The sequence below is a fragment of the Proteus sp. G2626 genome (genome assembly GCF_009915985.1).
Taxonomy (GTDB): domain Bacteria; phylum Pseudomonadota; class Gammaproteobacteria; order Enterobacterales; family Enterobacteriaceae; genus Proteus; species Proteus vulgaris.
Genome location: NZ_JAABNH010000002.1, coordinates 49,236 through 72,317 on the forward strand (window position 1 = coordinate 49,236; position 23,082 = coordinate 72,317).

Consider the following 23,082-nt stretch of genomic DNA (forward strand, 5'->3'; position numbering starts at 1 on the left):
CTGTATATATCCACAGTATTTTCCTCACTAAATGATTGGTAATTATGGACGTCTCATATCTGCTAGAAGGCCTTAATGATAAACAGCGCGAAGCCGTGGCCGCACCTCGTATAAATATGTTGGTGCTTGCTGGCGCAGGTAGTGGTAAAACACGCGTATTGGTACATCGTATCGCTTGGTTATTATCTGTTGAGCAAGCGTCTCCTTTTTCTATTATGGCTGTGACGTTTACCAATAAAGCGGCTGCAGAAATGCGTCATCGTATTGAAGATTTAATTGGTACCAGTCAAGGCGGTATGTGGATTGGGACTTTCCATAGCTTGGCTCATCGTTTATTACGCGCACATTATCTTGATGCAAACCTACCACAAGATTTTCAAATTATTGATAGTGACGATCAATATCGCCTTATTCGTCGCATTGTTAAATCGATGAACCTTGATGATAAACAATGGCCTGCACGACAAGGAATGTGGTATATCAACGGTAAAAAAGATGAAGGATTACGTCCTCAGCATATTCAAACCTATGGTAATCCTGTAGAAACAACATGGTTAAAAGTGTACCAGGCATATCAAGAAGCATGTGATCGTGCGGGGCTGGTGGACTTTGCGGAGCTTTTATTACGAGCCCACGAACTTTGGCTTAATAAACCTCAAATTTTAGAACATTACCAAAATCGCTTTACTAATATCTTGGTTGATGAATTTCAAGATACTAACCGTATTCAATATGCATGGATAAGAATGCTGGCAGGTCAAACGGGTAAAGTGATGATTGTAGGCGATGACGACCAATCCATTTATGGTTGGCGTGGGGCGCAAGTTGAGAATATTCAAAACTTCTTAAATGAATTTCCTGGCGCAGAGACTATCCGATTAGAGCAGAATTATCGTTCTACAAGCAATATCCTAAAAGCTGCCAATGCGCTAATAGCAAACAACAGTGACAGATTAGGTAAAAATCTGTGGACAGAAGGTGCAGAAGGCGAACCTATCTCGCTTTATTGTGCTTTTAATGATTTAGATGAAGCGCGTTATGTTGTCGGCAGAATTAAGCGCTGGCAAGAAGAAGGGGGGGCATTGACAGACTGTGCCATTCTTTATCGTAGTAATGCTCAATCTCGTATAATGGAAGAGGCACTATTACAAGCGGCAATGCCATACCGTATTTACGGCGGGCAACGCTTCTTTGAACGCCAAGAAATTAAAGATGCGCTTTCTTATATGCGATTAACGGCTAATCGCCATGATGATGCTTCTTTCGAGCGTGTTGTGAATACACCAACACGGGGTATTGGTGATAGAACATTAGATATTGTTCGCCAAGTCGCGAGAGATAACCAAATTACCTTATGGGAAAGCGCATTACAGGTTATCGAACATAAAATGTTGGCAGGACGTGCAACTGCTGCAATTCAACGATTCTTAGAACTGATTGAAACACTCGCCTCTGAAACAGCAGATATGCCATTACATGTACAAACAGACCGAATTATTCGTGATTCAGGTTTAAAAGCGATGTATGAGCAAGAAAAGGGCGAAAAAGCCCAAGCCCGTATCGAAAACTTAGAGGAGTTGGTCACCGCGACCCGCCAATTTAGTTATCAAGATGAAGACGAAGATTTAATGCCTCTGCAAGCATTTCTTTCACATGCCGCATTAGAATCAGGTGAAAGCCAGGCTGATGCATATCAAGATGCGGTTCAATTAATGACGCTTCACTCCGCCAAGGGGCTTGAGTTTTCACAAGTCTTCATTGTGGGGGTTGAAGAAGGGATGTTCCCAAGCCAAATGTCATTAGATGAAGGTGGGCGTTTAGAAGAAGAGCGTCGTTTGGCCTATGTTGGTGTAACTCGCGCGATGAAAAAGTTAACACTTACTTACGCTGAAAACCGCCGTCTATATGGAAAAGAAGTGAGTCATCGACCATCTCGTTTTATTGGTGAATTACCTAAAGAGTGTGTCGAAGAAGTCCGTTTACGAGCAACAGTTTCACGTCCTGTTAATCATAGCCGTTTAGGTACCCCAATTATTAGCAATGACACCGGTTATTCGCTAGGGCAACGAGTGAAACATCCTAAGTTTGGTGATGGGACAATTATCAATATTGAAGGCAGTGGTGAGCACTGTCGATTACAAATTGCCTTTAATGGTGAAGGTATTAAATGGCTAGTCGCGGCATTTGCTCGACTAGAGTAAGGTCGCCATTTAAAGTAGGTAGTCACTATCTTATATAAAAAACATCCTTACTGATTGGATAGGCAAGTAGGGGTGTTTTTTTAAGGGAAATACGATTTGGTTACTTAATAATCTCGTTACCTATTCTTACTAATGAGATCTATTGATGAAACTTTCTAGCACCTTCTTTCATACCTATTTTTTTGTCTCTTCTGCTACGCAAATTTCTCTTATCTCTTTTTCTAATAATGATATTAGAGTCGAAAATGTCGAGGAAGTTCTTCGTGATCGTTATCACCCTAGTGAGCCGATTAATGAATTTGAAGAAGATCTGTATTGTAAATTATTGAGGCATCAGCGTGATTTTGTTCCTCGTATCAATCTCTATTACAGTATTGTGATTAACCATATTCAAGTGATTAATAACACAATATCAACGTTATTTAGGCGTTCACATCGTTATGTGGAAGAGATATCGAAGGGGACATCTTTGCTAAAGAAAAATAAGAAGAAAAAATTCTCTTCCGCTTTTACTCAAATTAGTAATTTAGCGGAAGAGTGAGCTTTAAATAACTAACTACGTCTTAAACGACGTTGAGTATAAAGTGCATCGAGAGTAAAGAGGATCAGTGCAACCCAGATAAAGCCAAAGGTGACTAATCGTTCAGCATCAATTTTTTCGTCATACACCATTGTGGCAAGGATAAACATCAAGGTTGGGCCAATATATTGGAAAAAACCCAATGTTGATAAACGCAGATGGTGTGCTGCTTCTGTAAAGAGTAATAACGGTACGGTTGTAATAATACCTGCTGCAATTAACAAGGTGTTTAATGACCAACTATTTTCAAGCATATTACTTGTTGGCGAATGGGTGAAAAATAAAATGTAAACTAATGCTACTGGGAATAACCATAAAGTCTCTACTAGCATCCCGGTTTGTGCATCGACCCCTAATTTTTTACGCAGTAGGCCATAAAGGCCAAAAGTAACCGCGAGACTGAGCCCAATGACGGGCACTGAACCAAAATGCCATAGTTGTATAAAGACACCAGTAAAAGCTAAACCTACGGCTACCCATTGCATACGACGGAAACGTTCGCTCAAGAAAAGCATGCCAAAAAGTACGTTAACAAGGGGGTTAATAAAGTAGCCAAGGCTAGCTTCTAGCATATAACCATGGTTAACGGCCCATATATAGGTAAGCCAGTTAGTTGCGATAATCACGGCTGTCAGTGCTAAGAGTAGAATTTTTTTAGGTTGACGTATTAATTGGCGTAAATAAGGCCAGTGACGACTGAGAGTCATTAAAATCAACATAAAAAAGAATGACCATAGAATACGGTGTGTGAGGATCTCTTCAGCGGGCACTTCTTGAATGCTTTTAAAATAGACAGGGGCAATACCCCAGATCAAATAGGCGCCTAAGGCACATAAAACGCCTTTCATCGTGTTTTTCTGGCTCATGCTATCTCTGGAATTGATGGAAAGGAAATGTGTGACGGGGTTATCATACCCAATGACATTATCTAATGTGTCATTAGGCATGTATTTTTACAAGTAATTAATAATATTCTAAGTATCATAGTGCGCAATGAATTTTAACAAAGATTTAACCCACAATATAAGTTGCTGTTCCACTTGCAATATGGACTTGCTTTTCATTATGTAATTCAACACGAGCAACAGAGACTTTATTGCCACTGCGTAAGATATGACTACTTGCAGTAAAACACTCCCCACGTCCAGGTCGTAAATAATCAACTCGTAAGTCAATTGTACCCATTTTAGCGAGTTTCTGTTCGAGTTGCTCTTGGGATATTGGTGCTAAACGTGTTAATGCGTTACCTACACAAACTAATCCTGCACTGACATCAAGTACCGACGCAATGAGCCCACCATGTAAAATGCGTTGAGCAATATTACCAACCAATTTATCTTGGTAGCGGAATTGAATTTCTGCATAATCTTGTTCAAAACGAACTAACTCTAAGCCAATCAATTGGTTAAATGGCATTTTATACACAAAAACATGACCAATTAATGTTTGAGCTTCTTCTAATGTTAGCTGTTTTTCCATTTTTAAAACCTCCGATATCACGTCATAAAGTTAATATTATGTTAATGATACATGACGAAACCGTAATTGCACATTCGTGCTATAAATATAATGGCGTGAAAATATACGAGATTTAATGGCAATTACGTGTAAAATATGGTCGCTTAAGTGTAATAAAGCACATTTATAAGAACTAATTCCAAAGTAAGTACTAACTTTATATATTATTCAATAATGAGACAGGATAATTAACTATGTGTTACATCCGTTCTTTACTCGCGGTGGCTTTATTCTATCCAGCATGGGGATTTGCATCCGAAGTACAAATATCGTCGTCTCCGGCACCGCTTGTTCAGGGCAGTATCATTTCTGGTTTATTACAAGAATATGATTCACCTTTTGTTCTTTATCCTTATGAATCCAATTACATTATTTATACTGATACCTCGGATATGAATAAAGAGGCTATTGAAAGTTATGATTGGGGCAATAAGGCTAGAAAAGATGAGGTGAAATTTCAACTTAGTCTTGCTTTCCCTTTATGGCGTGGTATAGCGGGTGAAAATTCCGTTTTAGCAGCTTCTTATACTCAGCGCTCTTGGTGGCAATTAAGTAATAAAAAAGAGTCAGCTCCGTTTCGGGAGACAAGCTATGAGCCACAACTCTTTTTAGGGTGGGCTACTGACTATAAATTTGCGGGTTGGACACTTCGTGAAGTTGAAACGGGTTTTAACCATGAATCCAATGGGCGTTCAGATCCCACATCTCGTAGCTGGAATCGAGTTTATGCACGCTTTATGGCACAAAAAGGTAATTTACAACTTGATTTAAAACCATGGTATCGCTTTAGTGAAAGTGCACAACGTGATGATAATCCAGATATTAATCGTTACATGGGCTATTATCGTTTAAAAGCAGGTTACCGATTAGGTGAAAGTGTGATCACGGTGACGGGTCGCTATAACTGGAACAGTGGCTATGGGGCGGCTGAATTAGGTTGGAGCTATCCAATTACTAAGCATGTCCGCTTTTATACCCAAGTATTTAGTGGTTATGGTGAATCGATGATTGACTATAATTTTCGCCAGACACGTGTTGGTGTGGGTGTGATGCTGAATGATATGCTGTAATTTTCCTCGTTCTGAGGTAGCATAACGCTATAAATGATGACGGCACCTTCATATTGGTGCCTTTTCTTTGGCTCCTCATCATAGTTTTTATCAGTAGCTTTTCAGAGGAACGGCGTGTCCACAGCAGAAGTTCTTAATTCAATGCCATCAGCACAGACTATTTTGCGAGAAACCTTTGGTTATCAGCAGTTTCGTCCTGGTCAGCAAGAAATCATCCATACCATTACAACAGGACGTGATTGCCTTGTTGTGATGCCGACAGGGGGTGGAAAATCCCTTTGCTATCAAATCCCCGCATTATTGTTAGATGGATTAACCGTTGTTGTGTCGCCTCTGATCTCCTTAATGAAAGATCAGGTCGATCAGCTTTGTCTTCATGGCATTGAAGCTAGTTATTTAAATTCCACACAAACACGTGAAGAGCAACTCGATGTTCAAATGCGTTGTCAAACGGGTGAAATAAAACTGCTGTATATTGCTCCTGAACGTTTGATGATGGAAAGTTTTTTGCACCAATTGGTACAGTGGAAACCCGTATTATTGGCCGTTGATGAAGCACACTGTATTTCACAGTGGGGGCATGACTTCCGCCCTGAATATCGAGGAATTGGATTATTAAGACAATATCTTCCCGATGTGCCTATTGTTGCACTGACAGCTACGGCAGATAACACAACGCGTTATGACATTATTAATCAGTTAGTGTTGCGTGATCCTTTAATACATATCAGCAGTTTCGATAGACCGAATATCCGCTACACTTTAGTCGAGAAATACAAACCTCTTGATCAGCTTTGGCTCTTTATTCGTGGCCAAAAAGGAAAGTCAGGCATTATTTACTGTAACAGTCGCAGTAAAGTAGAAGAAACTGCAGAGCGACTGAGTAAGCGTGGATTAAGTATTGCGGGCTATCATGCTGGAATGGAAATGACACAGCGAGCCAAAGTGCAAGAGGCGTTTCAGCGTGATGATTTGCAAATTGTGGTTGCAACCGTTGCGTTTGGAATGGGGATAAACAAACCTAATGTGCGTTTCGTGGTTCACTTCGATATACCTCGTAATATTGAGTCTTATTACCAAGAAACTGGGCGTGCAGGGCGAGATGGATTACCTGCAGAAGCGGTATTATTTTATGATCCCGCTGATATGGCGTGGTTGCGTCGTTGTTTAGATGAAAAACCTGAAAGCGACCAAAAAGCGATTGAAATGCATAAGCTCAACGCAATGGGCGCTTTTGCAGAAGCACAAACATGTCGACGACTCGTGCTTCTTAATTATTTCGACGAGCATCGACAAAATGCGTGTGGCAACTGTGATATTTGCCTTGATCCTCCTAAGCAATATGATGGATTGGTGGATGCACAAAAGGCTTTATCCTGTATTTATCGTACTGGTCAGCACTTTGGTATTGGTTATATTGTTGAAATTTTAAGAGGCGCGAATAATCAGCGTATTCGAGATTCGGGACACGATACGTTACCTGTTTATGGCATAGGAAAAGCACAAAGTCACGAACATTGGGTGAGTGTGATACGGCAACTTATTCATTTAGGTATGGTGACACAAAATATTGTACACCGTTCTGCATTACAGCTTACGGAAATGGCGAGGCCTATCCTTCGAGGTGAAGTCCCCTTACAATTAGCTGTGCCTAGATTATTAAGTCCAACAAAAAGCCGTAATCAACAAACAAAAAATGCGCACAGACAGTACGATAGAAAACTATTTGCGAAACTACGTAAATTACGTAAATCTATTGCTGATGAAGAGAATATTCCGCCTTTTGTGGTCTTTAATGATGTCACGTTGATAGAAATGGCCGAGCAATGTCCTGTTTATCCTGATGAGTTGTTATTAATAAACGGTGTCGGCCAACGAAAATTAGAACGATTTGGACCCGCTTTTATGACACTGATCCGTGACCATATTGAGGGCTTCGAATAACGCCAACAAGGAGAGCCAATGACAACCACTCTTTTTAAACATTCGTGGTTATCTCGTGAAAAGCAGTTTTCTGCTTTTACGAATGGCGCTTTATTGGATTTTTGGAACCAACGTGAAGAAGGTGAATTTACGGGTGTTGATGGAGCAAAGATTCGTTATGTTCATTGGCGTTCGCCATCGCACAATAAAGCACTAGTAATTGCTTCAGGCCGTAGTGAAAGCTATGTAAAGTATCCTGAAGTTGCATTTGATTTTTTCCATACTGGCTACGATGTTTTTTTGCTTGATCATCGAGGGCAAGGCCTGTCTGACCGACTATTAGAAGACTCACAAAAAGGTCATGTGGAAAAATTCAGTGATTATATTGATGACTTCTCAACATTCATTGATACGATAGTGTTGCCTTATCAATACCAACATTATTTTGCATTAGCCCATTCAATGGGCGGTGCTATCTTAGCGGGGTATCTTCTAAAACATCCTCATGTTTTTAAAGCAGCCGCATTAAGTGCGCCGATGTTTGGTATTAAATTACCGATACCTCGCTGGGTGGCTAATTTTTTAGTCAATCGAGCAGAACAAAGTCAATCTGAAAGAAATAACTACGCAGTATCAACAGGTAAATGGTTTCCATTACCTTTTATTCTAAATGTGTTAACACATAGCCATGAACGATACCGTCGTTATTTACGTTATTACGCTGATTTCCCTGAGCTACGATTAGGTGGCCCTACTTATCATTGGATGGGCGAAAGCCTACAAACAGGAGATTGGTTAATTGAACATGCGGGAGAGATTGATACCCCTTTATTAGTGCTTGAGGCTGAGCATGACAAGGTGGTAGATAATCAAGAGCTAAGGGCTTTCTGTGAACGTTATAGTCAGTCCAGAACAAGAGAAGAAAAGCAAAAATTGCCACTGGTGATTAAGGGTGCGCATCATGAAATCTTGTTCGAAATAGATAAGCTACGCTCACAAGCATTGAATGAAATCTGTGAGTTTTATGATAAGCATTTATTTTAATCAGGAATGTGTATGTATTCGATAGTCGCTTCAGATCTTGATGGCACGTTGTTATCACCTAATCATGTATTAACCCCCTATACGCAAGAAACACTACACCTACTTATTAATAAAGGGGTGCATTTTGTATTCGCAACAGGTCGTCATCATGTTGATGTTGCTCAAATTCGTGATGGATTAGGCATTAACGCTTATATGATAACCTCTAATGGTGCAAGAGTGCATAACACGCATGGGGATCTTATTTTTAGCCAAGATCTTGAACCTGAAATTGCTTATGACTTGTCCCTTATGGTTTTTGATCACCCTGAAATTGAAACGAATATTTATGCTGGCGACTATTGGTATGTTAATAAAGAGATGCCAGGGGCTTGTGAGTTTTTTAGAGAATCAGACTTTGGCTATGAACTATATTGTAAAACGGGATTCCCGACCACCAATGTGTGTAAGGTTTTCTTCACCTCTGATGATCATGAGCTCTTGTTGAAACTAGAAAGTGAAATTAATCAGCGCTGGGGTAATAAGGTTAATGTGAGTTTCTCACTGCGTAATTGCTTAGAAGTGATGGCAGGAGGCGTATCTAAAGGTGAAGCGTTAGAGAAAGTGGCCGAACTGATGCAACATTCTGCGAAAGATGCGATCGCGTTTGGTGATGGTATGAATGACAAAGAGATGCTAAAGATAGCGGGTAAAGGTTGCATTATGAAAAATGCCCATCAAGCATTAAAAGATCTCCTCCCCAATATGGAAGTGATTGGAACTAACGCCGATGAAGCTGTGCCTCATTATTTACGTAAATTATATCAAGTGTGATCTTCTCTAAAGAAAAAAGGCGAGCAAGATAATATTGTTCGCCTTATCTTTTTAAATCAGCCTAAATTTCGTTAGTGATATTGCATTGTAAATTGCAATGTACCGTTTGCTTTTCCCGCACTTGTCGTATCGGATGTTTGAATATAACCCGCTTCCAAAGGAATAGAATAACTTCCGGAACTGCTGTTTTTTTCACTTACTGTAATTAATTGTCCCAGCTTTATTGGCTGGTTTTGATACTTAATCTGTATACCATAACCTTTGGCTGTATTACTGTCTGTTGGATTACTTAAGCCAATGGTGCCTGAGGTTTGTTGGCTATCGGCAACACCATCGAAGCGAATTTTAATCGGTGAAACAGGATCACAACTCAAATCAATATTGAAATCTTTAATACTCTCAGGACTTACAGATCCAACACCATTAAAACTGGATTTAGGGACAGCTCCAAGCGGTACATTAATATTGTTATTCATGACATCACAACCACTAGAAATAATGGTCAATGGTGAAAGATTAATTCGTGGCTCTGTTTTTCCTGTATAGTCACTGGTGATAAAACCATTGTTATAGACAATTAACATCGCAGCCCATATACCTGGAATGGTTTGTGATTTCACATTATCACGTAGCTTATACAGCTTCATTTCTAATGTAACGGAGTAATTACCACTGGTGGCGTTGGATGAACAAATAAGCCTGTTGCTATAGTTACCATCAATATTTTGCTGACCATCGACATAAGCAGACCCACTACAACTTCCGCTAATCGTGCCATGTAACGTATAGCCAATACCACTGTTGTTAAGTTCTTTGACATAAGCCCCATTCACTCTAGGACTGGAAGCATTAAACGAACCAGGTAAATAAATCCCTGGTCTAACTTCGCCTCCAGAAAGGTTCCACCATGTCCATGCATTCATTGTTCCTAACGGGATTGTGGCGACTTCCGTTAAAATTGGTGCTGAACGCGATACGTAAATAGGTGCTGAATAAGTTACTGTCTTAGTAGTGAGCTCTGCCCTAAATTCAGCCATAGTGGTTGATGTATACAAAAAAGCAGACAGACAACCTAGTGTTATATATTTATTCATTGTTATCACCTATCTGCAATCAAGTTGTAAAAACTGGATCTTTTCTAACGAGAGATCCGCATTTAAAGATGTTTTGCATTGTTCAACGGCGCTGTTACCCCATTTAGCACGTAACTGGCTCTGCTCAGGTACGCCATTTAAGAAAACTTCACCATCATTGGCAACAATCCCACTTGAAAGCACTTGTCCGTGTTGATAAATCTCAACTTGAGTACCAAATGGCAATGGTGTTCCATTGTAGTGTAAGTTTGCAAGCACACGAGCCCCTTTTCTTGCTTTGAAATCAGCTAAAACAATTGCTCCTTTGGTCGGTATAACCGTCGTTGATGTTAATTCAACATCGTTATTACCCGTTAAAGAGGCAGGATCGACGGTGACTTTATTGCGTTCATAACGTGAAACATTAGGAATAACCGCATAGCCTTGGTTATTGGTATAAAGGCTCTGCGCACTACTGACTTTTAAGTTACCAACATCTTCCGCTTTAATTAAAATTGCAGAATCATAGATTGTACGAGATGGCGTTATACCACCTTGATGAATTAAGAGCGCACCATTTACTCCCCAATTCATTGATTGATAACGTTTATCATAACTGTAACCTGCATTTACTTCGCCACCGGATGCACTGTAATTACCATTGACTGACCCACTATATTCTTGGCGAGTATGATTATAATTTTGTGATACATCATATTGCAGATTGTTGTCTTCTAGCTGTGTTCCACTGACACTCACTGAGCTAATCGAATCACCTTGTCGACTGGTGTTGTAGCGATAACTTAACCAATTATTATTTTGAGTAAAATTAAACGGTAGACTTAAATTAATGGATAAAATCTGATCGGTTAGCCCACTTTCCTGGCGCTTGTTATACGCATAAGAGACGCTATAACTTAAAGCACGGTAGTTAGAGTTAAAACTGAGATTGACATTACGATCGACTCTGTCTTGATACCAATAATATTGTTGATAACCATTTAATGAGAGATAACCTATATCTCCTAAAGATTGTGATACAGATAACTGAAACTGTTTTTTCTTACGGTAAAGATGAGAAAAACGCTCATTAGCTGCCGAGAAATCATAATAATTTTTTGTTGAATAGCGATAAGATGCCAGTGAAAAACCTGTTTGGGTGTCAGGTAAATATTTAGAATATTGAATACGATAAGATTGTCCTTGAACTTCATCATCATTTATTAAGGTTGTTTTCGCGTGAGTAATATCGGCAGAAACGGCACCTAAATAGCCAAGATTAACCCCAGTACCTAATGCATAAGCTTGGTAATCAGCAGAGATTAATGTGCCACCATAAATGGATAAATTATAAGGGAGCCCATAAATAGCAGAGGTTTGAAAAAAATTAGGCTTTCTCGCAGCTGTATCAGCATGATACTTACCGATATCTACACTGTATTTTAAGCTACCTGCACGTTGCATCATGGGAACAGCTGAAAAGGGTTGTGAAAAAGTACGAGTTGTTCCATCCGCTTCTTCAATCGTGACTTGTAAATCACCACTGTAAGAGGTGGGATATAAATCTGAAATAGCAAATTCACCTGGTGGAACGGATGTTTGGTAAATCACACTGTTATTTTGACGAACAGTAACCACGGCATTGCTTTGAGCAATTCCTCTCACAACGGGAGCAAATCCTCGTTGGCTTTGTGGCAACATACTTTCATCAGAAGCAAGTTTAATACCACGATATGGAATACTCTCTAATACATCATTATCAGAGGCAGTTTCGCCGAGGGTTAAACGGCTTTTTAAACTACGAATATCTCTCTCAACATAAGTTTGCAAACTCTTCCACTGTGAAGAGTTATCACTGTTTTTATTATAGTTACTGTGATTACGCAAACGCCAAGCACCGACATTAACACCACTGCGTAACCCTAAAAAAAGAGAGTCGCTATTATGTTGATCATGATACCAATACTTATTTTGTCGATAGGTGTAATTCACAAAAGCCGCATTAATGCCATCATTCCATTGTGTGGGGGGAATATAGCCTTGCCCATAATTATATAAAGCAATTTGTGGTATAGAAAATGACAGGCGTGCTCGTGAAAAATCATACTGATATGTTGCATTTGGAATAACTCGAGCAATATCAGTGATCGTTTCATTTTTAATTTGTTGATTAGATGGTGGTATTACAGACTCTTTGACACCCCAATTTAATAAGTCTTGTTTAGTTATCTCTGGTGTAAGTGTCTTTTTTTCTTCGTTAAAAATAAAACGTACTTGGCGGTTATCAATTAATTTATTATTGAGATAAATATCAACAGAATAGACGCCAGGAAGTTGACCTCCGGCATAAGAAAAATAATCAAGGCTATTAATATCCGCAACTTGATTTTCTATTCCTAAATTGAGTGCATCAGGGTTAAATTGCTCTTCAGCCGTTACCTGATAAGGATATAAAATAGTGGCGATCGCCATGGTCAGCAAACCGTGGCGATTGAGATTATTGGTAGAAAATACGAATAATCGTTTTGTTGATAACGCTATTATGGATAAAGTCATCGCCATACGCTCTTAGTTTAATACTTTATCTACAGTTGCACCGTAGTCATTAATAAACTGCACTGTAACTTTCTGAGAAGTAGGTGTTTCTTTTAGTAATACAACTTCTTGATGTGGCTGAATTAAAGGATCGTAAGGGTGGCGTTTATCATCAATAAAAATATGTTTAATGGTTAAGTGATAAGGTGTGTTGTTCTTAAGTACTAAGCCTTGATTTTGTTTTGATAGTTCGACGTTATTAAAATTAAGTGGCTCGATATCATGAGCACGTAAAAAGAGCTTAAATTGAGAATTAATCACCAACTGAAGTTGATTTTCAGGACTTTTTTCAACGGGAGGAATAGATTTTATATTAAGCCAATAGACAACTTCGGTATTTGAGTTTAAGGGGGCTCCTGTATAAGAAATACGTGCCGTACCAGTGCTATCTGGCTCAATACGAAAAAGAGGGGGAGTCGCAATAAAAGGTGTTTTGTCATTACCTTGAAAAGCTGAAACCCAACTTTGGATCAAATAAGGTTTTTCTTTATCGGTATTTAGAACTGGGATACTGATTTCACGAGCATTATCGTTATAAACAAACCGTGTTCCACCCACACTTATCCCTGCAGCATGGCATACCGTTATGAGAGAAAAGTAAAAAAATAATGTGAGAAAAATATTCTTTTTCATATTGGTGCCATAAAGTTAAGAAGAAATAAGAGGGTAATAAGTATTACCCTCATTTTTTATTATTTGTATTGGATGCTATAGACGGCTGAGCCGTTAGCTGGACCTGGTGTTGCTTGTGCTGTTGCTTTATAACGAGCAACATAATCTAAGTTAATTTCAGTACCATTAATTTCGACCTCTTTAGAGTCGTCATAGAGATTAATTTGAGATACGGCATCTTTCTCAAATAATGCAATACCGACATTTGTTGCACCACCAGAAACCTGGTCAATAGCTAGAATATCGCTATCAATTGCATCACGAGTACCGCCAAAGCGTACGGCAACAGTGGTATCAATAGGGCAATCAATTAGTTTAATTGTGAAATCTTTAAGGCCCGCGATTTCACCTTTAGTGGTTAAGCTTTTTGAAGATACTTTTCCTAAATCTACAGTCAGATTTTTAGAAGAGCTATCTACGGTGCAAGCTTGGTCTGTTATTTCTCCAGTAAAATTAATCGTGCCCGATGCAAAAGCTGCAGGTGCAGAAAGTAGAGAGAAACTCATCCCTAATAAATAGAGTGATTTATTTAATTTGCTCATGATCAGTCCTGTATAAAAAGTAATTATTTTTACTTTTTAATTTATTTATAAGTATAGATTTAAGTATAGATTTATCCGCATAGGAGATATGCCAATAAAATATAGCATTACAAAAAATTTAAGTTAATGAAGATTTACATGAGTTTTTTTGTCTTAATATCAAAATGTTTAATGTTTGTTTTTTTAATTAAGAATAATGTTTAATTAGTCATTAATTAAATCACGAGGCGAACTGTTTATTGCTAATAATAGTTTCTCTATATCCTCTATAGGGAATGAATTTTTATTCAAATAAAGATAAAAATTATATTCTTTATCGTTGTTGTGCGTATTTAATTGTTTAATCGAATTTTTATTCAATTCTTCCTGAATGACAGCTAAGGGGAGTCGAGAATAGCCAAGACCATGTTTAACAAGGCTTATTGCGGTTTCCACTGAGCCAACATGAATTACTTGGTTATTATGATCGATGTCAGTATTATTGCGAAATAATGAAATATATGTATGTTTTTGTAACTCCTTACATAAATCACTATTTGGGATCTGTTGTAATGCACTTTCAGGGTGTGTCACCAACACCGTTTTAATACTTTCTAAATCAATAGGTTGTAATGATTTTATATTGTGGTGCGTTATTACTAAATCCTGATTTTTTTGAGATAATACGTCCGATTGGCTGAGTGAAATTTTATGAATATTAATATCATAATGTTTATTCTCTTTAATAAATTGCGAGACTTTATCTAAAAACAAGTCTGAAATATATAAAGGATCAATCAGTATATTTATTTTTAACTTATTGTTAAGTATTAATTTTTTTGCTTCTTTCTCCAGTGAAATGGCTTTTTCAGTCAATTCTCTCGATAATTCGAGTAAGAGCTTACCTTCATGCGTAAGTACTGCTCGTCTTTTCTCTAAAGAGAGAATTTCAATGCCCAATGTTTGTTCTAATTTATTGATTGTATAGCTAATTGATGATTGTGTTCTATGTAAGGCATCTGCTGCCTGAGCAAAACCACCATAATCAACGACGGCTTGTAAGGTAATCCACTGATCGAGAGTCGTTCGGGATTTTTCCATAATGGAACCTTCTTATTATTGTTTATTTAATACTCATTTAAAATGAAGCTAGCAATATATCTTAGCATTGTTAATAGGTAGTAATACTCATTTTTTAAACAAGTTTAAAAAATATTAACATTATAAGCTGTAATGCTATTAATTAATAAGTAGTTCAGTCATTAGGGAAAATATTTATTAATTTTTATTTTTGTTATTCTCTGTATTTTATTTTATACGATTGCGATAAATCTTTTTTACTCTTTGTTATTGATTTAATTTATATAACATAAAATATGTTGGTTATTATAATAAGTGAAAACTTTATATTTATATTTTTATTTTTTTTATTTCTTTTTTTGTTTTTATTGAATTATAAGATTTAAGTGATATTTTTCTAAAATTACTATTTTTATAATTATCTTGTTTTTATTTTTATCATTTTTTTGCTATTTATCTTTAATTTATTCTTATTCTTTTTTTAGTATAAAGTTAAAAAAATAAAATATTCCGTATTTAGATTAGATAATTATACTAAAATAAAAGAAACTGTTTTTGATGGTAAATACTACCTAGTAATCTAAATTAGACTGTGTGTAGTGTTAAATTTTGAAACGGGATTGGATCTTGCTATGTAAAACTATTGATATTTTAAATTATAATATTAAGTCCGGTGCTCTATAAATGACTTAGCATATTTTAATTTAAGGAAGAAGTAAGTGCTATTATAGACATCAAATTAAAATTTAAACGCCAATAGAACAGTCATCATCACTCATATAGAGAGTGAAGTTAAGTATAAAAACGTAAAAATATGATCTAATTAAATAATTGTAGGTCGATTTTGGTTAAGCATCCGCTACTCGTAATAGTGAAGCAAAGTAATAAAGGTAAGGCAAAATAGATTTTATCTTAAGGTGAATGAAACGCTTTATCCAAAATGGCATTTTTTTCTTTTGTTAAATAGGTATTTTGTTAGAAAAATATACTGCTTTAAAATTATTTATCCGAAAAATGGCAATCTTTTTATGATGCTCATTTTATTATCTTTATATTGTTATCGAGTGATAGATAGTTTCTATGTGTTATTATTTATCAGTTTTATTAATCAAAAAATCAAAAAATAATCTTCCTTTTTTCTAGAAATAAAAAATTAGGACGAAAATATGGATATATTTTATACAATCAACAAGCTATAAGAGAAAGAGATACATAGCGTAGGGAGGGATAAAAATGTGGAAAAAAGAAAATAGAAAAAAGAATCAAGCCATTATCTTTCATTTTTTTTCGACAAAATAATGACTTTTCATCAAATTAATTGAAATGGTATTTATAATCCCCCCACCTCTCTTGGTGTCGCTCGCATTGAGCTACGAATTGTATTACCCATCATATCCACTCTTGCTTGAAATGGCGGGAACGGTAATGGAATACCGTGTTCTGCAAAGGCTAAGAGAATATTTTGATGGATTTCGTGTCTTGCCGGCATTCTATGCCCCATTTCTGCTGCATAAACACGCAATTCAAAAATTTGAATACCTTGTTGTAAATCGACTAAATAAACCTCTGGTGCTGGATTTTCTAAAATCATCGTAGAGCGTTTTGAGGCTTCTAATAACACATTTGTTACCTGTTCACTGTTGCAATCTGCTGGAGCAGGGATAGTCATCACAATACGGGTAACAGAGTCTGACAGTGACCAGTTAATAAATTGTTCTGTAATGAAGGCTTTATTGGGGACGATAATTTCTTTTCTATCCCAGTCGGTCAACGTGGTCGCTCGTGTGTTGATCTTAGAAATATTCCCCGTTAAATTACGAATTGTCACGGTATCGCCAATACGGATTGGTTTTTCAAATAAGATCATTAATCCTGAAATGATATTGGCAAAGATTTCTTGTAAACCAAAACCGAGTCCGACACCCATTGCCGCCACTAACCATTGTAATTTTGACCATTCAATTCCTAATAAAGAGAAGCCCACGATGCTACCAATTAACGTGATACTGTATTTAGTCATGGTAGTAATGGCATAACCTGTACCTGGTGTTAAATCGAGATGTTGTAAAATAGCCAGTTCAAGTAAAGCCGGTAAGTTTCTCACCAATTGTGTGGTGATAATAATTACAAGGATCGCTACTAAAATAGAGCCCATAGTGATGGGTTGTATAGTATTAACCCCATTCACTGATGACGTTACATCCCAAAGTCGAATATTATCGACAAAAGAGAATGCGGTGTTTAATTCAGACCACAGTAAGATCATCGACACTAATGCAATCATGGTCAGAATAGAGCGAACCAAACCAATAGATTGTGCACTGATTGCATCAAGGTCTATTTCTTGGGCTTCAATCTCTAATCCTACTGTACTTTCACCACTACTCCCTACAATAGTATTTTCATCTTCACCTTTCGCTCGCTGAGCGAGAATTTCAGCTCGTTTTTGTTTCGCGCGTTCGAAGGCTAATTTACGGCGTTGAATAAGCATCCATCGCTGAATAATGTGATAGATAATCAGTAAAGCAAACCAAATTGCTACGGACATTTCTAAACGACCAAGCAAGACAATCGAGGTCGAAAGGTAACCTAAAATAGCGGCTAATCCAGCAATTACAGGGGCAAGCAGTAATAACCACCATAAAATGGTATTGATAATATTATCGCCAGAGCCGTGCTTATCAAGGTAAAGCGGGACATGTGCTTTTTTAAGGCTAGAAGTAATAAAGCTTAAGGCAACACAAAGTAATAAAAAGCAGAAGCGACCCACCGTTGGGGCAAATTCTCTATCACTATAATATTCGAAAGTGACTAATGACATCATTAGCGGAACGATGACAAAAATAGAAAGCTGATAAAAGCGCATTGCTTTTTTGACTCGGCTCTCTTTCCATTTAAATTGGGCGATAAACAAACCGTTATGGCGTGCAAAGGTGGCGCTGATCATAAATAACCATAACACGGGAGCAGCTGCGGTTACACCATAACCAATTGCACCCGCCATTGGATAACGCCATTCAACACTTTGTAAGCCATAACCGACAGCAGACCATAAAAGAGGTAACGGTAGCGCAATTAAAATAGACCAAAAAACGGTGCGAATTGTCAGTGAAAAGTGATCTTGTGTGACTTTTCCAATACGGTTACTGACTCTTTCAAGAAAGGCGTTGTAGTGTTTTCGAGTGCGAAGGCTAAAACCGACAATGGATAAGGTCACAAATAGGAATAAGAACGTATCTTGGTTTTTAAGCATGCTCACAGCGGCATGGCCTAATTGTGAGAAGGTATCTAGCGAAAGTAGTCGAGTAATATCTTTGACTAATAAAACTGGGTAATTGAACTTGATTGGGCTGATGTCTGCAACCCAGAACATATAACGGTTTGTCGCATCTTTTGTTTCTTTTAATGCATCCGCTAGTTGTGTCGTCGCAACTTTTAATTTTGTTAACTCAAGAATTTGAGAATCATAGCCTGATAGCAATGAATTTAGTAATTCATGACGTGCTTGAATTAGTGAATCAAAGATATATTGTTGAGCTTCTGGCAGTTTAGAGCCATCTGCCGTCTCTGGTGGCTGGATCTTACTTAAATTTTCCAGCATATCTTCATAACCTAAACGTTCGACACGTAATTGAATGATATCTCTATCAAGCTCTTGTGAACGAGGCATTTCAGGTAAACGGGACAGTTGTGTTCTTAACGCTTCCCCTAATGCGGTTGATCCACTTAACCATTGTGCCTGCTCTCGAATCGTTGTGAGTGTTTGACGGACTTGTTGGGTTTGTTGTGTGGTGATGCGCTGTTTTTCTGATAGCTCACTCATTTCCTGAGTTTGTTTATTCAGAATTTGAGAGAGTTCGCGGTTAGTTTGGATCTGTTTTGTCAGAAACTCGGGTAATTCGCCACCTTGCTCGGCCAACATTTCTGTTTTTTCTAACGCAAGATCGGCGACTTCTTGGCGCTTTATGTTTAATAAGCTACGTAATTGTTGTAGTTGTACATCAAGGCGCTGATAGCGTTTTTTAAATAACTCTAAGCGAAGGCGTGCAATTTCTTGGCGATTATTTGCTGATAGTTGTGCCATTTCTAGCTCATTGACCATCGCTTTACGTGCCGTGACTTCAGCTTGAGTTAGCTTATTTTGAGCTTCTGTTAAAGGGGTTGTTGAGGCACTGGCAGAGGCCAGTCGTGCTGTCGCGTCACTCAGTAAACGGCGCGCTTCAGAGAGTTGTTGGGGCAATAAATTTAAAGATTCACTAATTTCACGGCTTTTATCTTGTTCCTGTTGTTGAAGTCTTGCTTGTTCCATTAATTGGCTACTGACTTGAATAATTTTTTGTTCTAAATCAGGAATGCTAATTTTTTCAGGGATAGTCGGAACAGCATGACTTTCTGCAAGAAGCTTAGTTCTTAGCTCTTGTGTTATTTGTGGATAATCATCAATCGTTTTTTGATAATTATCCGCATTTACTTGTGCTTTCTCGCCATCATTAATCCAGTTAATCGTACCTTGTAGCGCCTGAACGGCCTCAATATCTTGAGGGTTAGTGCTTCCTTCAAGTTGTTTAATATCTTGACGTAATTTTTCCACATCCGCTGATATTGCAGATGTGCTTAATGAAAGCGTCAAAAAAAGCGAGAAGAAAAGACTGATTATCAGGCGCACAAAGGTTACTCCGAATTACGTGTTATTCACTGATGGCCATGTTGTCATTGCCCACGACATTGATGATGGAACCAAGTTGTTCCCCCATTAATGTAATGGAACCATTCATAAGATCTTTATTCAGCTGAACGGTATTTTCAGGGAAAAGATTGATGACCGTTGAGCCCAACTTAAATCGGCCCATTTCTTCCCCTTTTTTCAAGAATATCGCTCCTGCTTTGTCTGCTTGAGGGTAAGTCCAACGCTTAATAATACCTTCACGAGGAGGTGTTACCATGCCACACCAGATCGTTTCAATACTACCCACAATGGTTGCACCGACCAGAATTTGTATCATTGGGCCAAATTGTGTTTCAAAAAGACAAATAATGCGTTCATTGCGTGCAAATAAGTTAGGCACATTAGCTGCTGTTAATGGATTAACCGAGAAGAGATCACCCGGAACATAAATCATCTCTTTTAATAAACCATCACAAGGCATGTGAACACGGTGGTAATCACGAGGTGAAAGATAAGTGGTGATAAATTGACCATTACGGAATTTATCTGCCAACATAAAATTACCCGCAAGTAACGCTTCAAGGGTATAATGATGCCCTTTAGCTTGCAGAATTTGATCGTCTTGAATAAGACCAAGTTGACTGACAGCGCCATCTGCGGGTAATGCAAGTTTATCATCACCTTCAACAATAGGGCGAACACCGTCTTTTAAAGCTCGAATAAAGAACTCATTGAAGGTTGAATAAGCATGAAACTGACTGTCTTTCGCTTCATTCATATCGACTTTGTAGGCTTTTGCAAAGGCTTTAATAACAAACTGGGTGATTGCACCCGCTTTTTTGTTTGCAAACCAACCTGCTAGCTGTGTGAGCCATAATTTAGGCAATAAATACTGTAGTTTAATTTTTAGCTTGTCCAAAATGGCAACCTCTGGGATTAAACGATAAAAAATAGACAAAAGGGGTCTATTGTACCCACCCTTAATAGGGTTGTCAGTGAATCAATTATTAAGAGTCTAAATTAATGTTCTTACGAACTTTCACCTGACTCATACTTTCTAAAATACGATGATAATTTTCAAAGCGTGTTTCTGATATTTCTCCGTTATTTACAGCCTCACTGATTAAGCAACCCGGATCGTCTAAGTGCTTACAATCGCGGAATTTGCATCCCCCAAGGTATGGCCTAAATTCAATAAACCCTTTTGTTACTTGGTCGGGTGTTAAATGCCATAAGCCAAATTCACGTACACCTGGAGAGTCAATGATATCTCCGCCTTGTGGGAAATGGTAAAGGCGCGATGCAGTTGTGGTATGTTGGCCTAAGCCAGAGTTATCAGAGACTTGATTAACAACAATACTTTCTTCCATTGGTGGTAAAAGAGTATTTAGTAAACTTGATTTTCCAACACCAGATTGCCCTGCAAAAATAGAAATACGTCCAATAAGTTCTTGAGTCAGTGCGTCTAATCCTTCTTTGCTATAGCTAGAGACTTCCAGAACACGATAACCAATATCTTTATAAGTTTGCATCCATTCACTGACTGTTTTACGACTTTCTTCATCTAACATATCAATTTTATTGAGCACAATCAGCGGTTCAACATTTAAAGTCTCACAAGCGACAAGGTAACGGTCAATAATATTTAAAGAAAGCTCAGGCAAAATAGCGGAAACAATAATAATTTGGTCAATATTAGCCGCAATAGGTTTAATGCCGTCATAATAGTCAGGGCGTGTTAGTACAGAGGTACGTTCATGTACTGCTTCAACAATACCATTTACGCGGACATTTTCTTGTGTTTGTAGCGCAGGACGCCAAACAACTTTATCACCTGTTACCAGTGATGAAATTGTGCGCCGGATATTGCATCGAGTAATCGTGCCGTCAGTCGCTTCGATGTCAGCATGTTGACCAAAACGGCTGATCACTAAACCTTCGGACGCTTCGCCTAATTGCGTATCGTCTAATTCAACGTGATTTTTTTTCTCTTTGCTCTGCAAACGCTTTTTATGATTTTCTTGTACTCGGCGTTGCTGGCCTTTAGATAATTTACGTTTTGTCACCGATCCTCACTTGTATTTATTCGGTTAGATGTTCTTCTGTCGTGCTTATTGAGTAAACGCGCTATGATAAACGCTAAAATATCATGTCTCACACTTAGAAACAGCTAGGATATATTATGTCAAAAAGCGAGAACAATCTGATCTGGATAGATCTGGAAATGACCGGTCTTGATCCTGAATGTGACCGTATCATCGAAATTGCCACCATTGTGACAGATCCTCAACTTAATATTTTAGCCGAAGGTCCCGTAATTGCTGTACACCAATCTGATGAACAACTGAGTTTAATGGATGAATGGAATACTCGCACTCATACAGGCAGTGGTTTGATTGAGCGAGTGAGAGCCAGTCAATATGATGATAATTCAGCACAAAAAGCGACAATTGAATTCCTAGAAAAATGGGTCCCAAAAGGGGTGTCACCTATTTGTGGTAATAGTGTGGGCCAAGACCGACGTTTTCTGTACCGTTATATGCCGGAGCTAGAGCAATATTTTCACTACCGTTATCTTGATGTCAGTACATTAAAAGAGTTAGCGCGTCGTTGGAAGCCTGAAATTTTAGACGGTTTTGAGAAAAAGAATACGCATCAAGCATTAGATGATATTCGTGAATCTATTGCAGAGCTAGACTATTACCGTAAGACCTTTATTAAAGAGTAAAAAATATGCACTCATGATTGATATTGCATCATTATGATGATTTTATCGGCATGCAATCAAAAAAACGTATTTTTTTGTTGATAAGGGCTTGCGGTTAAGCATTTTTCTCGTATAATGCGCTTCCCGTACCGATGAAGAATTTCGTTTGTACAGGTATAAGAAAGATGCGGGAATAGCTCAGTTGGTAGAGCACAACCTTGCCAAGGTTGGGGTCGCGAGTTCGAGTCTCGTTTCCCGCTCCAATCTTTCTTAACAATGGTGAGTAGTATTATGTGATGCGGGAATAGCTCAGTTGGTAGAGCACAACCTTGCCAAGGTTGGGGTCGCGAGTTCGAGTCTCGTTTCCCGCTCCAAATCTTTCACTCATCATTGTCAAAACTTACCAAATGCGGGAATAGCTCAGTTGGTAGAGCACAACCTTGCCAAGGTTGGGGTCGCGAGTTCGAGTCTCGTTTCCCGCTCCAAATTTTTCTCTTCTTCTTTACCAAATCTCATTTTTAATCCTCATAAAGAAATTTTAAGTTTTTTCTCTCGCTTTTTTAAATATGGACTACACTGTTTTAGGATGCAGATTAAGGCATTTTACTTAATACACGTA

17 protein-coding genes and 3 tRNA genes are annotated in these 23,082 nt (G+C 38.0%); 10 read left to right on the plus strand and 10 right to left on the minus strand.

The window, feature by feature from the left end; translation table 11 throughout:
• The first annotated feature begins 44 nt into the window (after positions 1–44).
• Positions 45–2,201 (plus strand): DNA helicase II, encoded by a 2,157-nt coding sequence (uvrD, locus tag GWJ05_RS00540; RefSeq protein WP_036939531.1) that lies wholly within the window; start codon positions 45–47, stop codon positions 2,199–2,201.
• A 145-nt stretch (positions 2,202–2,346) separates the two neighbouring features.
• Positions 2,347–2,742 (plus strand): hypothetical protein, encoded by a 396-nt coding sequence (locus GWJ05_RS00545; RefSeq protein WP_036939528.1) that lies wholly within the window; start codon positions 2,347–2,349, stop codon positions 2,740–2,742.
• A gap of 11 nt (positions 2,743–2,753) precedes the next feature.
• Here the strand turns inward: GWJ05_RS00545 and rarD are convergent, their stop codons facing one another.
• Together rarD and GWJ05_RS00555 are read right to left on the minus strand one after the other, a co-directional pair.
• Positions 2,754–3,647 (minus strand): EamA family transporter RarD, encoded by an 894-nt coding sequence (gene rarD / locus GWJ05_RS00550; protein WP_036939525.1) that lies wholly within the window; start codon positions 3,645–3,647, stop codon positions 2,754–2,756.
• A gap of 145 nt (positions 3,648–3,792) precedes the next feature.
• The gene (locus GWJ05_RS00555; protein ID WP_036939522.1) at positions 3,793–4,260 is read right to left on the minus strand and encodes a thioesterase family protein; all 468 of its coding nucleotides are present in this window, start codon (positions 4,258–4,260) and stop codon (positions 3,793–3,795) included.
• 233 nt (positions 4,261–4,493) lie between these two features.
• Between GWJ05_RS00555 and pldA the strand changes: the two genes are divergently transcribed.
• The 4 genes from pldA to yigL all read left to right on the plus strand — a co-directional run bounded on the left by pldA (position 4,494) and on the right by yigL (position 9,149).
• The gene (gene pldA / locus GWJ05_RS00560) at positions 4,494–5,369 is read left to right on the plus strand and encodes a phospholipase A (RefSeq protein ID WP_161680877.1); all 876 of its coding nucleotides are present in this window, start codon (positions 4,494–4,496) and stop codon (positions 5,367–5,369) included.
• A gap of 114 nt (positions 5,370–5,483) precedes the next feature.
• Positions 5,484–7,313: an ATP-dependent DNA helicase RecQ gene (gene recQ / locus GWJ05_RS00565; protein WP_103005243.1), complete on the plus strand. Its 1,830-nt coding sequence runs from the start codon at positions 5,484–5,486 to the stop codon at positions 7,311–7,313.
• Between the two features lie 18 nt (positions 7,314–7,331).
• The gene (pldB, locus tag GWJ05_RS00570) at positions 7,332–8,336 is read left to right on the plus strand and encodes a lysophospholipase L2 (RefSeq protein WP_036939515.1); all 1,005 of its coding nucleotides are present in this window, start codon (positions 7,332–7,334) and stop codon (positions 8,334–8,336) included.
• Positions 8,337–8,348: 12 nt separating this feature from the next.
• Complete coding sequence (gene yigL, locus GWJ05_RS00575; RefSeq protein ID WP_036939512.1) at positions 8,349–9,149, plus strand: sugar/pyridoxal phosphate phosphatase YigL; 801 nt, start codon at positions 8,349–8,351, stop codon at positions 9,147–9,149.
• A 71-nt stretch (positions 9,150–9,220) separates the two neighbouring features.
• Here yigL and GWJ05_RS00580 read toward each other — a convergent pair whose 3' ends face one another.
• The 8 genes from GWJ05_RS00580 to rsgA form a co-directional block, all read right to left on the minus strand.
• Positions 9,221–10,243 (minus strand): fimbrial protein, encoded by a 1,023-nt coding sequence (locus GWJ05_RS00580; RefSeq protein WP_036939509.1) that lies wholly within the window; start codon positions 10,241–10,243, stop codon positions 9,221–9,223.
• Between the two features lie 9 nt (positions 10,244–10,252).
• Positions 10,253–12,778: a fimbria/pilus outer membrane usher protein gene (locus GWJ05_RS00585; RefSeq protein WP_036939840.1), complete on the minus strand. Its 2,526-nt coding sequence runs from the start codon at positions 12,776–12,778 to the stop codon at positions 10,253–10,255.
• Between the two features lie 12 nt (positions 12,779–12,790).
• Entirely contained in the window at positions 12,791–13,450 is a 660-nt protein-coding gene (locus tag GWJ05_RS00590; RefSeq protein WP_036939506.1) for a fimbrial biogenesis chaperone, read from the minus strand.
• Between the two features lie 59 nt (positions 13,451–13,509).
• Positions 13,510–14,031 (minus strand): fimbrial protein, encoded by a 522-nt coding sequence (locus GWJ05_RS00595; RefSeq protein WP_036939503.1) that lies wholly within the window; start codon positions 14,029–14,031, stop codon positions 13,510–13,512.
• A 204-nt stretch (positions 14,032–14,235) separates the two neighbouring features.
• Entirely contained in the window at positions 14,236–15,111 is an 876-nt protein-coding gene (locus GWJ05_RS00600) for a LysR family transcriptional regulator (protein WP_036939500.1), read from the minus strand.
• A gap of 1,309 nt (positions 15,112–16,420) precedes the next feature.
• A complete protein-coding gene (gene mscM / locus GWJ05_RS00605; RefSeq protein ID WP_036939497.1) occupies positions 16,421–19,756 on the minus strand; it encodes a miniconductance mechanosensitive channel MscM in 3,336 nt (1,111 codons plus the stop codon).
• Between the two features lie 22 nt (positions 19,757–19,778).
• The gene (gene asd, locus GWJ05_RS00610) at positions 19,779–20,675 is read right to left on the minus strand and encodes an archaetidylserine decarboxylase (RefSeq protein WP_087803778.1); all 897 of its coding nucleotides are present in this window, start codon (positions 20,673–20,675) and stop codon (positions 19,779–19,781) included.
• An 88-nt stretch (positions 20,676–20,763) separates the two neighbouring features.
• Positions 20,764–21,822: a small ribosomal subunit biogenesis GTPase RsgA gene (gene rsgA / locus GWJ05_RS00615; RefSeq protein ID WP_161680879.1), complete on the minus strand. Its 1,059-nt coding sequence runs from the start codon at positions 21,820–21,822 to the stop codon at positions 20,764–20,766.
• Positions 21,823–21,938: 116 nt separating this feature from the next.
• On the opposite strand from rsgA, the gene orn reads away from it, so the two are divergent.
• The 4 genes from orn (at position 21,939) to GWJ05_RS00635 (ending at position 22,948) form a co-directional block, all read left to right on the plus strand.
• Entirely contained in the window at positions 21,939–22,484 is a 546-nt protein-coding gene (orn, locus tag GWJ05_RS00620) for an oligoribonuclease (RefSeq protein WP_036939493.1), read from the plus strand.
• A 166-nt stretch (positions 22,485–22,650) separates the two neighbouring features.
• Positions 22,651–22,726, plus strand: a tRNA-Gly gene (locus GWJ05_RS00625).
• Between the two features lie 35 nt (positions 22,727–22,761).
• Positions 22,762–22,837, plus strand: a tRNA-Gly gene (locus tag GWJ05_RS00630).
• A 35-nt stretch (positions 22,838–22,872) separates the two neighbouring features.
• Positions 22,873–22,948, plus strand: a tRNA-Gly gene (locus GWJ05_RS00635).
• The last annotated feature ends 134 nt before the right edge of the window (positions 22,949–23,082 follow it).